Source organism: Streptomyces sp. UNOB3_S3 (assembly GCF_020740895.1).
Classification (GTDB): Bacteria; Actinomycetota; Actinomycetes; order Streptomycetales; family Streptomycetaceae; genus Streptomyces.
The window spans coordinates 1-12303 of record NZ_JAILXP010000036.1; the positions used below are offsets into that span (position 1 = coordinate 1).

Annotated in this window: 10 protein-coding genes and 1 pseudogene; 4 read left to right on the forward strand and 7 right to left on the reverse strand. The window is 72.3% G+C overall.

What is annotated here, in order from left to right:
- Positions 1–414 (forward strand): annotated as a pseudogene (locus tag K6I33_RS06420) (hypothetical protein); the annotation flags it as partial.
- Positions 415–442: 28 nt separating this feature from the next.
- On the forward strand, positions 443–1366 hold the full coding sequence (locus K6I33_RS06425) for a MurR/RpiR family transcriptional regulator (RefSeq protein WP_229348703.1): 924 nt from the start codon (positions 443–445) through the stop codon (positions 1364–1366).
- Positions 1367–1662: 296 nt separating this feature from the next.
- Here the strand turns inward: K6I33_RS06425 and K6I33_RS06430 are convergent, their stop codons facing one another.
- From K6I33_RS06430 to K6I33_RS06460, 7 genes are all read right to left on the reverse strand, one after another.
- Positions 1663–2712 carry an acetylserotonin O-methyltransferase gene (locus K6I33_RS06430; RefSeq protein WP_229348704.1) on the reverse strand — a complete coding sequence of 350 codons (1050 nt, stop codon included), beginning with the start codon at positions 2710–2712 and terminating at the stop codon, positions 1663–1665.
- A gap of 58 nt (positions 2713–2770) precedes the next feature.
- A complete protein-coding gene (locus tag K6I33_RS06435; protein ID WP_229348705.1) occupies positions 2771–3610 on the reverse strand; it encodes an NAD(P)H-binding protein in 840 nt (279 codons plus the stop codon).
- A gap of 119 nt (positions 3611–3729) precedes the next feature.
- Positions 3730–4728 carry a histidinol-phosphate transaminase gene (locus tag K6I33_RS06440; RefSeq protein WP_229348706.1) on the reverse strand — a complete coding sequence of 333 codons (999 nt, stop codon included), beginning with the start codon at positions 4726–4728 and terminating at the stop codon, positions 3730–3732.
- 12 nt (positions 4729–4740) lie between these two features.
- A complete protein-coding gene (locus K6I33_RS06445) occupies positions 4741–6342 on the reverse strand; it encodes an FAD-binding oxidoreductase (protein WP_229348707.1) in 1602 nt (533 codons plus the stop codon).
- A 103-nt stretch (positions 6343–6445) separates the two neighbouring features.
- Entirely contained in the window at positions 6446–8212 is a 1767-nt protein-coding gene (locus K6I33_RS06450; RefSeq protein WP_229348708.1) for a thiamine pyrophosphate-binding protein, read from the reverse strand.
- On the reverse strand, positions 8199–8909 hold the full coding sequence (locus K6I33_RS06455; protein WP_229348709.1) for a hypothetical protein: 711 nt from the start codon (positions 8907–8909) through the stop codon (positions 8199–8201). Before K6I33_RS06455 ends, K6I33_RS06450 begins: the two co-directional genes overlap by 14 nt.
- Before the next feature lie 151 nt (positions 8910–9060).
- On the reverse strand, positions 9061–10077 hold the full coding sequence (locus K6I33_RS06460; RefSeq protein WP_229348710.1) for a 3-oxoacyl-[acyl-carrier-protein] synthase III C-terminal domain-containing protein: 1017 nt from the start codon (positions 10075–10077) through the stop codon (positions 9061–9063).
- Between the two features lie 226 nt (positions 10078–10303).
- Here K6I33_RS06460 and K6I33_RS06465 point away from each other — a divergent pair, with 226 nt between their 5' ends.
- Both K6I33_RS06465 and K6I33_RS06470 read left to right on the forward strand, forming a co-directional pair.
- Complete coding sequence (locus K6I33_RS06465; protein WP_229348711.1) at positions 10304–11332, forward strand: helix-turn-helix transcriptional regulator; 1029 nt, start codon at positions 10304–10306, stop codon at positions 11330–11332.
- Positions 11333–11410: 78 nt separating this feature from the next.
- The gene (locus K6I33_RS06470; protein WP_229348712.1) at positions 11411–12232 is read left to right on the forward strand and encodes an SDR family NAD(P)-dependent oxidoreductase; all 822 of its coding nucleotides are present in this window, start codon (positions 11411–11413) and stop codon (positions 12230–12232) included.
- The last annotated feature ends 71 nt before the right edge of the window (positions 12233–12303 follow it).

Genomic DNA, 12303 nt, shown 5'->3' on the forward strand with positions numbered 1-12303 from the left:
GAGAGGTTGAGCAGGGCCACGGCCGCCCTGCTGCTGCTCGCCCCGCTGCGGCGGCTCCTCACCCGCCGCCCCGCCCTCTGGGCGGCCGTGGCCCTGCTCAACCTCTCCGCGATGACGGTCTTCCTCTGGCACCAGACCGCGATGATGGCCGTCACCGCCACCGGCCTGCTCGCCGGCACCCCGCTGCCCGGCCTCCACACCCTCCCCGACGGGCCCGGCTGGCTGCTCGCCCGGCTCGCCTGGCTGCCCGTCTTCGCCGCCGCCCTCCTGGTGTGCGTGACCGCCTTCCGGGCCTACGAGCGGGGACGGCCGCGCCGGGACCGGTCCGCCCGTCCGGCCGCTGAGCCCCCGACAGGTCCCGCCGTGGCAGTGGGCGATCACCTCTCACCGCCCGCGGCGGGTGGGCTATGTTGAGCCGAAGAGCAGAGAAGGGGGCACACCGGTGCGATCAGGGCAGCGGGCACGAGCACAGGCGTCCGCGATCACTCCCGGCGGGCTGCCCCCGGGCGCGGAGCCGCCGCCGGGGGACACCGTGCGCGCCCTCTTCGGCGGCCACCGGCTGTCCCCGGCCCAGCGGCGCATCGCGCAGTACATCACCGACCACCTCACCGAGGCCGCGTTCCTGTCGATCACGGACCTGGCCGAGCGGGTGGGCGTGAGCCAGCCCTCGGTGACCCGCTTCGCCACGTCCCTGGGCTTCAACGGCTACCCCGCGCTCCGCGAGGCGCTCCAGCCCATCGCCCTGAGCGCGGTCGCCGGCGCCCCGGAGGCCCGGGCGGAGAGCCGCCGCAACGAACTCCAGGCGGCCGTCGACGCCGAGATCGCCAACCTGGAGAGCCTGCGCCGGGTCTTCACCGACACCGACCGGATCCTCGACGTCGGCCGCGAACTGGCCCGCTCGGTCCCCCTGACCGTCCTCGGCCTGCGGATCTCCGTCTCCCTGGCCGAGTACTTCGCCTACGCGGCCCGGCGCGTCCACCCGGACGTCCGCCTGGTCTCCCGGGGCGGCAGCGTGGCCTACGACGCGCTGCTCCAGTCCCGGGAGGCGGGTGGCACCTGGGTGCTCGCCTTCGCCATGCCCCGGCACGCCAAGGAGACCCTGGCGGCCGTCCGGGCCGCCCGCGGCACCGGCCTGCGCGTCGCGCTGATCACCGACCTCACGCTCGGCCCGCTGGTGGACGAGGCGGATGTGACCTTCACCGCGCCCACCGGCTCCCGCCTGGTCTTCGACTCGTACGCGGCTCCCGGCGTCCTGTGCGCGGCCCTGCTCCAGGCCATGGCCGACGCCGACCCCGAGCGCACCCAGCTCCGGCTGGAGAAGTACGAGCAGGCGGCGGAGCAGCACGACTTCTTCCTGGACGACTGACGGGCGACCGACGGACGGCTGACGGACGACCGAGCGGGCGCCGACCCGGGCCCGGCCGCACGGCCAGGGCCCTTTTTCAGGCCTCCGGCTCGAATGAAATTTTTCATGCTCTTGCGTACTCGGCGGTAAATATATTTACTTCCCTTGGCGTCCTGGTCCGGCGCCATGGTGACGACCACCAGGGACGAGTCCTCCTCATCGCCCCGCGGATGTCGTCCGGGTGGTCCGCTCCCCTCGGATCCCCCCTTTCCGGCGGCCCTGGTCTCCCCCTGGACCCGGGCCGCCGGAAAAAACGTTCAGGCCTTCCGTGCCACCAGCGCGCCGTTGATCAGCGGCGCGTCGACGGCCAGCCCGACCCGGCGGATGTCCGTGAAGCCCGCCCGGGTCAGCATCCCGGTGTACGCGGCACGGCTGCGGTTGGTGCCGGCGGCCGTCTCGACCAGCATGTTCAGGCCCGCCACGGCACCCGCGACCGGACCGGTGCCGTCGTCGTCCAGGAACGCCTCGCCGATGATGACCTCGCCCCCGGAGCCGAGCGCGGTGTGGCACTTGGCCAGGATCCGCGCGCTCTCCTCGTCGCTCCAGTCGTGGAGGATGTTGGTCAGCAGGATGGCGTCGTAGCCGGTGGGCAGGTCGTCGGCGAAGAAGTCGCCGCCGAGCGCGTCCACCCGGTCGCCCACCGCCGTCTCCGTCAGCCGCTTCTCGGCCATCCGGCTGACGAACGGCAGGTCGTAGACGGTGGCCCGCAGGTCCGGGTAGTGGGTGCACAGCTCGCCGCAGAAGGAGCCCAGCCCGCCGCCCACGTCGAGCAGCCTCCGGTAGGCGCCGAAGTCGTGCGACAGGGCCATCGCCCGGGCGGTGAACACCGCCCCGGAGTGCGCCGCCTTGGGGAAGAGCTCCGCCATGTGCTCGTCCTGCGGGTCGAACAGCGTCTGCTCCGTGTCCGGGTCCCAGGTGTTGGGCCGGTCGGTGCGCAGGGCGACGTCGAGCCTGCCCCACGCCTCGTACTCGCGCCGGTCGGTGAAGGTGACCAGGTCGCCGAAGAAGTAGCGCTTGCCGCGCACCAGGAACTCCTCGGACAGCTCCGAGTTGACGTACCGTCCGTCCCGTTTGTCGAGCAGCCCCAGCGAGGCGCACGCGGTCAGCAGCAGCGTCGCGGGGCGCGGGGCGAGCCCCTCGGCCCGGCCCAGCTCCTCGGGCGTGGTGCCCTCGGTGCCGCTGAGCCTGGTGAACAGATCGAAGTCGAGCGCGACCGCGAGCACCTTGGCGACGCGGAAGCCGTCCGCCATCGCCATCAGCGGCGCCGGGGTCAGCGGCCGGACGCCGGTGTACGAGTTGCTGTTCATACGACCTCCCCGGGTGGCCGGCACCCGCCGGTGCCGGCCACCGCATCCGTGGATGTGATCAGCGGGCCTGGCCGGCCCAGGCGCCCGACGCGGCGGCCGCGCGCACATACGCGTCGAAGCCGCGGGGCTCACGGCCCAGCGCGTCCTGGACGCCGGTGCTCAGGTGTGCGTCGAAGCCGTTGCGGATCACCGTGAACAGGCCCAGCAGCACCCCGGCGTGCTCCTCCGGGACACCGGCCTCGACCGAGCCCTTGAGGAAGGCCTCGCCGTCGAGGTCCACGAAGCGGATCTCCCGGCCGAGCACCGCCGCGATCCTCGCGGCGGCCTCGCCGAAGGTCAGCGCCTCCGGCCCGGACAGCTCGTAGATCCTGCCGGAGTGTTCGTCGCGGGTGAGTGCCGCCACGGCCACGTCGGCGATGTCCTCGACGTCGATGAAGGGCTCCTTGCCCTCACCGGTGGGCACCGCGAGGACGCCCTCGAGGATCTGCGGGAGGAAGAACGCCTCGCTGAAGTTCTGCGCGAACCACGCGGGGCGCAGGATCGTCCACTCCGCCCCCGAATCCTGCACCGCGCGCTCGGAGGTCAGGAACTTCTCGTCGCCCGCCGCGTCGATGCCGCGCGCCGACAGCAGCACCAGCCGGCGGACACCCGCCGCCACGGCCTGCCGCACGAACGGCGGGACCACGGCCCACGCCTGGCTCGGCACGGTCGGTGCCACCAGGTAGACGGCGTGGACGCCGGCCAGCGCCGCCGCCCAGGTCGACTCGTCCTGCCAGTCGAAGCGCGTGTCACCGCCGCGGCTCGCGGCGCGTACGGTCCTGCCGGCCTCCCGCAGCCGGTCCGCCACCCGGCGGCCGGTCTTGCCGGTGGCGCCCAGCACCAAGATTGTCTCGCTCATCGTGTCCTTCCTGTGCTCTGTGATCGGTCGCCCGATCGACGGTTTCCTTCGGTGGTGCGCCGGCCCGGGTTCGGCCGGACGTGGAGGAGGCCCCTCCCCGCGCGGGGAGGGGCCTTGGCTCAGGCGGCCGCCGGACCGGCGGCGCGCAGGACGAGGTCGTTGGCCTCGGGCAGGCCCACGGTCAGCCGCACCCCTTCGCCCGGGTAGCAGCGCACCAGCGCCCCGGCCTCGCCCAGCGCCGCCGCCAGCCGCTCGCTGGCGTCCCCGGCCCCGAGCCACAGGAAGTTGCCGTGGCTCGGGAAGCTGTGCCAGCCGAGGCGGGTGAGGCCCTCGCGCAGCCGGTCGCGCTCGCTGACGATCGCGTCGACGCGCTCGATGAGCTGCTCCCGGGCCCCCAGCGACGCCGCCACCCCGACCCGGGCGAGCGGGCTGATGCCGTAGGGCAGCGAGGCGTCGCGCAGCCGCCCGGCCAGCGCCGGCGACGCGACGCAGTAGCCGATGCGCAGCGCGGCCAGCCCGTAGGCCTTGGAGAAGGTGCGCAGGACCAGCAGATTGGGGTGGTCCGCGAGGTGGTCCAGCCCGTCCGGGATCTCGGCGTCGCGGGCGAACTCGTGGTACGCCTCGTCCAGGATCACCGTGACGCGCTCCGGCAGGGCGGCGAGGAAGGACTTCAGCGCGGTGCGGCCGAAGACCGTGCCCGTCGGGTTGTGCGGATTGCACAGCACCACGACCCTGGTCCGGGGCGTGACCGCGGCGAGCATCTCGTCGAGGTCCTGCTCGCCGGAGGACGTCAGCGGCACCTGCACCGCCTCGGCCCCGGCCATCCGCGTGATGATGGGGTAGGCGTCGAAGGACCGCCACCCGTACACCACCTCGTCGCCCGGCCCGGTGCACAGGTCGAGGACCTGGAGCGCGATCCCGACCGAGCCGTTGCCGACCGCCACCCCCTCGCGGGCGACCCCCAGCCAGTCGGCGATCATTCCGACGAGGGTGTCCGGGGTGAACTCCGGATAGCGGTTGACCGCGTCCAGCTGCGCGGCGAGGGCCTCGCGGACCTCGGGCAGCGGCGGGTAGGGGTTCTCGTTGAGGTGCAGCCGGAGCTCGTGTAATCGCGTCATCCTTCTCCGACCTCACTTCACCGGGATCGACTGCGCGTGGCGGAAGACGTCGTGCGGGTCGAAGGCCTGCTTGGCCGCGACCAGGGCCTCGAGGTTGTCGGCGTAGTAGAGCTGGTGGGCCGACAGGCCCGAGCTGTTGTACGCCGGGTCGTCGAGGTCGGTGTCCGGGTAGTTGACGTAGCAGCCGTTGGTGACGTCATTGGGCACGGGCGCGCCGCCCGTCGGCGCGTACACGTCCGCGTAGAAGTCCCGCAGCCACTTCAGGTGGGGGGTGTCGTCCGTGCCGGGCAGCCAGGTGGTGACGTAGTGGAGCTCCATCACCGAGTCGCGGTGCGGATACGCCGTGGCCTCCCGGGGGCGGGTGTTGATCTTCCCACCGAAGGTGATCATGAGGAGGCGGGCGGCCGGGTTGCCGTAGCCGACCTCGCCCCCGAGGTGCCGGTACATGGCCCGCAGCTGCTCGTCCGGCAGGCACGCGCGCTGGTAGGCCGACTTGGCCTTGAAGCTGAACGTGGGGGTGTTCGGCCCCGTCAGGCCCTGCCACATCGTGGCGTGGAGCCAGGGCAGGCGCAGGACCTGCGTCTTGGGCGTCAGGCCCGTGCCCTCGCCCACCGCCGCGAAGAAGTCGTTCAGCAGCCGCTCCGAGTCCGGCCGCGTGGCGTCGAACTGCGCGATCATCGAGAACGAACCGGCGGCACGCGGCGTCGGCATGAACTGGCTGTAGAGGGCGGCGTAGGGCGAGTCCGCGGCGCTGTTGTTCTCGCACCAGGTGCTGTAGTTGCGCACCAGCCGGGTGAAGATATCCTCCGTCACCTCGGCCCACTGCCAGGTGACCGTGGAGACGAAGACCTCCGCGGGCGGCTTGGGCAGCAGCGTGGCCGGGTCGTTCCCGGTGACGCCCGGGGCGCGGAACCAGTAGCGGGTGGCGACGCCGAAGTTGCCGCCGCCACCGCCGGTGTGGGCCCACCACAGGGCGCCCTTGGGCCGGCCCTTCTCCCAGTCCTCACGGGTGGCGACGACGGTGGCGACCTTGCCCGCGGCGTTGACGGTGACGACCTCGACGGCGTGGAGGTAGTCGACGGTCAGGCCGTGCAGCCGCGACAGCGGGCCGTGGCCGCCGCCGGCGATGTGCCCGCCGATGCCCACCGAGGGGCAGGCGCCGCCGGGGATGGTGACGCCGAAGGCCTTGTACAGCGCCCGGTACACCTCGCCGAGCGTCGCGCCGGGCTCGATCGCGAAGGCGCCGCGCCGCTCGTCGAAGTAGACGGCGTTCATGTGCGACAGATCGAGGAGGAGCTTGGCGTCGATGCCGAAGCCCTCGTAGCAGTGCCCCCCGCTGCGGATGGCGATCTTCTTGTCGGCCGCGAACGCCTCGCGGACCGCGTCCTCCACCTGGCGCCGGGTGTGGACGAGACGAATGGACTCGGCGCCAGAGACCCAGCGCTGGTTGTACCCGCGCCGCAGGTCCGCGTACCGGGCGTCGCCGGGCGCGACGGTGACCGCCCCGGCCCGCGCGGCGTCGTCCAGGACCGCGGCGGGCGGTGCCGTCCCGAGCGCGGCGCCGCCGGTGGCGGCTTCCCCGGTGCCGACGGCACGGCGAGTGTCTTGCTCCATCTGTTCTCTCCCCCTGAGTGTTGCCTGGTGCCCGGCCGGCTCCGCCGGCCGGTCTTTCCGCGTCCGGTGGCCGCCGCCGGGCGGCCACCGGACAGGGCGGTGCTCAGCCGGCGAGTACCCGGCTGCCGGTGCGGCGGCCGACGGCGTACGTCGGCTCGTCCTCCGGGAGGAAGGCCGCGAAGGGCGGCACCTCCTCGACCGGAAGCCGCAGTTCGAGGACGCCCGGCAGGTGCGCGTGGGCGTCGTGGTAGTCGGCGAGCCGGACGTGGAGCTCCTCCAGCGTGCCGGCGGTGCCGACCCAGAGCCGGTCCGGCCCGCCCAGCCCGTACGCCACCGTGGCCACGTCCAGCGACGGATAGCGCACGGCCTCCAGCCGGGAGTCGAAGAACGTCTGCTGACGGGTGACGCACATGCCGTGCATGTTGTTGTTGAACACCACGTACAGCACGGGCAGTCGCTCGGCCACGGCGGTGTGCACCTCGAAGCCGTTCATCAGGAACGCCCCGTCCCCGCAGAGGACCACCGACCGGGTGCCCGGCGCCGAGCCCAGCTGGGCGCCGATGGCCGCGGCGATGCTGTAGCCCATGCCGCCCATGCCCAGCGCGATGGTCGACGAGGCGCCCTCCGGCACATGGGCCAGATGGATCGCGGCCGAGGCGCAGTTGCCCGCGTCCAGCACGATGTGGCCGTCGCGCGGCAGATAGGACTCGATGGCCCGGATCGCCTCGCTCTGCCGCAGGGTGTCGCGGGCGGTGCGGGGCGTGGGCTCCCCGCCCGAGGGGGGCGCCAGGCGCGGACGGTACCGCAGCAACTCGTAGTCCTCGGGCGGCGCCGCCGTGAACGGCTCGGCGTCGAGCAGCTCCAGCAGACCCCGGAAGACGGCCCCGGCGTCCCGCGCGACCACCAGGCCGGGCGCGGTGGCCCGCTCCGCCTCCCCGGGGTCGATGTTGACCACGGCGAGCCGCGCCGGATCCAGCGGGCCCAGCGGCCCCCGGGTCATCACACCGAGCCCGGTGCCGACCGCGACGACCAGGTCCGACTCCTTGAGGTAACGGTGCGCGGAGGGGTGCCCCACCACGCCCGCCACCCCCAGGAACAGCGGGTCGTCATTGGGGAACTCACCGCGCGCAGCCATGGTGGCGACCACCGGGACGCCCGCGCGCCGCGCGAACTCGGTGACGACGCCGGCGGCGCCGCTGCGGCGCACCCCGTGCCCGATCAGCAGCGCCGGCCGCTCGGCCGAGCGCAGCGCGTCGAACAGCGGGCGCACGGTGTGCGGGGCGGCCTCGGCGGGGGCGAGCAGCGCGGACAGATCGGTGGGCCAGTCCACGGGCCGCGGCCCCACGTTCAGTTCGAAGACGTCCCGGGGCAGCAGCAGCGCCACCGGGCCGGGCCGGCCGGTGAGCGCCGCGACCGCGGCGGCGTGGAGCTCCGGCCAGAAGTCGGCCGGGTCCTCGATCTTGGTCACCCGCTTGGTGGTGGCCCGCAGCAGCCCCACCGCGTCGACGGTGCGGCCGATCCCGGAGGAGTCCTGGAACGCGCCGCGCCCCTCCAGCTGGAGCGGCGGCTGCCCGATGAGGGCGAGGACCGGGACCGACTCCGCGTAGGACTCGGCGAGCCCCGCGAGGAGGTTGACCATGCCGCCGCCGGAGGTGGCGCAGCAGACGCCGAGGGTGCGGTGGACCCGCGCCCGGCCGTCGGCCATGAACGCCGCGCCGTCCTCGCGCCGGGCCATCACCGACCGCAGCCGGTCGCCGCCCAGCCGGTGGATGGCGTCGTGGACGTGCTCGATGTTGGCCCCGCTGACCCCGAAGACATAACGGACGTCCCAGTCGCGGAGCGTGGTGACCAGCGCGTCATCCAGTCGCATCGCTCGGCCCCGACCCGCTGGTGGAACCGGCCGGGCCGACGGTGCCGACCGAGAACCGGTGCTCGAGGATCCGCTTGAGGTTCGCCATCTCCACCTTGTGGATCGCGTCGAACTGCGGCCAGATGTCGCCGACCCAGTACCGGTCGGTGCGCGCCCGGCCGGCGGCGATGTACTCCGGCACGTCCGTGACCTCACGGTCGTAGTAGGGGTGGCGGCAGTTGGTCCAGATGATCACCGTGCCGGGACGGCGCAGGGTCGGCCAGGCGTCGATGATCGTGAAGTAGTAGCGCATCCACAGCTCCCGGCCCTGGTCCCAGGCGCAGGGCCAGACCACCTGGCCGTGCTGCGGACCCTTGGTGACCTCGGCCCGGATGAAGATCTCGGTGTTGGGCTGGATGGCCTCGCGGCCCCGGTAGAGCCCGCCGCCGATGTGCCTCAGCTCCCGCATGCTGTACGACCATTCCTCCAGGGAATGGATGTCGGCGAGGTAGTCGATAACCACGTCGTAGGGGACGTCGATGTGCTCGCCGAGCGTGCAGTAGGGACCGAATATCTCCTCGTGCGAATAGGTTTCCTTGGTCATGTCGAGCATGAGCTTGTGGATCTCTTCCGCGTCGGTGTTCTCACAGCGAATGAGATCGAGGCGGTCCAGGTCGGAACCTTCGGCAGGCGCGGCGGGATTCGGTTCAGGCGTCATGACGCCTCCTTGAATACTGTGGTCCGGAAAGGTTACGGGAGCGGGGATTGCACGGCCGTAAAGAAGCCGTATACGTTCTTCGGCGGCCCGGTGCAATTCCCCGGCGAATTCCCGGAATCAGCGCGGAGCGGCACACCGGGTCCGGTGGTGCTCACGCGCGGGCGGCGGGCCAGCGCAGCGTCATGGCGCTGACCATGTCCCCGCCGTTGGAGAAGGTGCCGAGGGCCAGGATGTCACCCGGCTTGACCAGGGAGTTGTCCAGCGCGTCGGCCAGCGTCACCGGGATCGATCCCGCGAAGAGATTCCCGTACTTGGCCAGCGTGTCATGCGCGCGCGGTGGTTCGATGCCACAGCGCCGGCGCCACTCGGCGAGGTATTCGTCGTTCGGCTGGTGGGTGATGAGGAGCGAGACGTCCCGGCTCTCCAGACCGGCCCGCTCCAGACTGATCCCCACGGCCTCCGGCACCAGGCGCATCGCGTTCGCGCGCAGCGCGTCCACGCTCTCCCGGGTGAAGTTGACCGTGATGGGGCCACAGCCCCGCTCCCAGAATTGCCGGAACTGCCCGTCCACCACATCGGGCTCGAAGCGCAGCAGCCCGTAGTGCTCGCCGTGCGACCGCTCGTATGTGGAGAGAATCGTTTGCTCGCCGGGGGCCAGCAAGGTCGCGGTGGCGCCGTCACCGAGGACGCGCGAGCGCGACGACTTCTGGAACTCCGGGAGCCGCGAGACGAAGTTGGTGACCGTGAGCACCACCACATTGCGGTGCTGCCCGGACTCGATGAAGGCGGCGGCCGTCCGCACCCCGGACAGCCAGGAGCAGCAGCTCGTGTCCACCTGGAGGATCATCGCGCGGTCCGCGCCGACGGCGTTCTGCACCGCCGGGCCGATGCCCGGCCAGAAGGTGTCGTTGAAGACGCAGTTGTAGATGATGAGGTCCACGTCCGTGGCGGCCACACCCGTACGGTTCAGCAGCTTCTCCACGGCGAGCGCGCCGAGTTCGGCGGAGCTGTGGTCCGGCGAGGCGAAGCGGCGCTCCGCGACCCCCCGAAAAAATGGATCGTCCCCCAGCTCGTCACCGGCCGACTGCGACCCATTGGTGACGATTCGCTCGGGGAGGAAGTTGACGACATCTATGATCTGGGCAAAATTCGCCCGGTTGTTGCGCACCCCGTAGTCCCCCCATGTAGCAACTCAGCCGTCGCGGGCACGGGTGCGTGCCGCAGCACCGGCCCCCGACACCTCGAGTATGCGGGCCCCGACGGCCCCCGGGCCATGACGTCCCGCTGTCCTATAGTGACCTGGCAACAACCGGATAGAGGTGTCCTATAGTGACCTGGCAACAAGCGGAAAGCGTGGGAGCGAACAAGGACATTGAGAATGCCGGGGGGCAAAGTTGACCGATCTGGATTCGGCCTGCGTTTCCGTCTACACGCTGGCCCTGCGACACGGTTCTTTCGACGAAGTCGCGATCATGGAAAGGCTCGGCATCCCGCCGGGCGAACTGGCCCGGGCCCGTGACACCCTCCACGCGATGGGGCTGCTCTCCGCGACCGGGGCCGGTGCCCCGCTCGTCCCCGTCCACCCGGAGCTGGCCGAGGCCGTCGTGGTCGCCCCGCTCGAACGCGACATCCACGAGCACGAACAGCGCATCGCCCACGTCCGCAGCCAGCTCCACGCGCTGCTGCCCGTCTACCTCGACAGCGCCCCCTCGCCCCACCCACCGGACGGCACCCGCACCATCCACGACCCCGAGGAGGTCCGGCGCCAGCTCGACGCCGCCGCCCTGCGCTGCCGCCACGAGGCCGTGATGATCCAGCCGAACGGCGGCCGCGACACGGACGCCGTCCGCCACACCCGCGAGTGGACCCTCGCCCTGCTGCGCAGGGGCGTCCGTATGCGCGTCGTCTACCAGCACGCCGAACGCGCCAGCCTGGCCACCCGCGCCTTCGTCTGCCAGGCCGCCGAGGCCGGCGCCGAGGTGCGCACCAGCGCCGAGGTCTGCGAATACGTCGTCGTGTTCGACCGGTCCGTGGCTTTCGTTCCCCAGACACCGGAGGACGGCGCCGACGGCGGCGCGGCGATGGTCACCAACGCCACGGTCGCCGATTTCATGCACCGCCGCTTCGAGGACGTCTGGGTCCTCGCCCAGCCCTTCGACGCGCAGGAGGCCCAGTACGAGAAGGTCGTCGACGAACTGAACCGGACCGTGCTGCGGCTGATGGCCGCCGGGCTGAAGGACGAGGTGATCGCCCGCCGCCTCGCCATCTCCACCAGAACGTGCCGCCGCTATATGAAGGCCGCCATGGCGGAGCTCGGCGCCGTCAGCCGCTTCCAGGCCGGCGCCCGCGCCGCGCAGACGGGGCTGCTGCTCTCGCCGGCGCCACGGGGCGTGGCGGCCGACGGACCGGAGACGGGGGAGTAGGAGAGGGCCCCGCCGACGGGACCGCGTCCGTATGATCATGACGATATGTCAGCGATCAACTCCGGAGGTGGTACGACCATGACCGATCAGCGCGTTGTCCTCGTGACCGGTGGCGGGACGGGCATCGGCGCCGCCACGGCCCGGCTCCTGCGCGCGGCCGGACACCAGGTGGTGATCTCCGGACGCCGCCCCGAACCGCTGCGGCGCGTCGCCGAGGAGACCGGGGCCCTGGCCCACCCCTCCGACGCCACCGACCCCGAGGCCGTGGCGGACCTCGTCGACGCGGCCGTGACCGCGTACGGACGGCTCGACGGCGTGGTGCTCAACGCCGGCGTCGGCCGCAGCGGAGCCGTCGGCGACCTCTCGGTCGAGGACTGGGACACCGTCATCACCACCAACCTCACCGGCCCCTTCCTGCTTCTGCGCGCCGCCCTGCCGCACCTGCTGGAGACCCGGGGCTCCGTGGTGGCCGTCGCCTCGGTCGCCGCGCTGCGCAATGGCGTGGCCAACGCCGCGTACGCCACCTCCAAGGCGGCCCTCCGCCAGCTCTGCTCCTCCCTCGCCGTCGACTACGGCCACCGCGGGCTGCGCGCCAACACCGTCTGCCCCAGCTGGATCCGCACGGAGATGGCCGACCGTCGCATGACGCGGTTCGCCGAGGAGGCGGGCCTGGGGGAGGGCGGCGCCGACGCGGCGTACGAGGAGGCGACCCGGCTCCTGCCCACGGGACGCCCCGGCGCGCCGGAGGAGGTGGCCGAGGCGATCGCCTGGCTGCTGTCGCCCGCGGCCTCCTTCGTCAACGGCGCGTCCCTCACCGTCGACGGTGGGGCGACCGCGATCGATCCGGGCACCGCCTCGTTCCGCTTCCGTATCGAGGAGCGCGACGACGCGGCGCGGTGACGCTGCTCCGGGCGCGAAGTGGCGTGAAAGGTTCCACTTTTTCGCGTGCCCGGCGCGGGCGCTGATAGGCA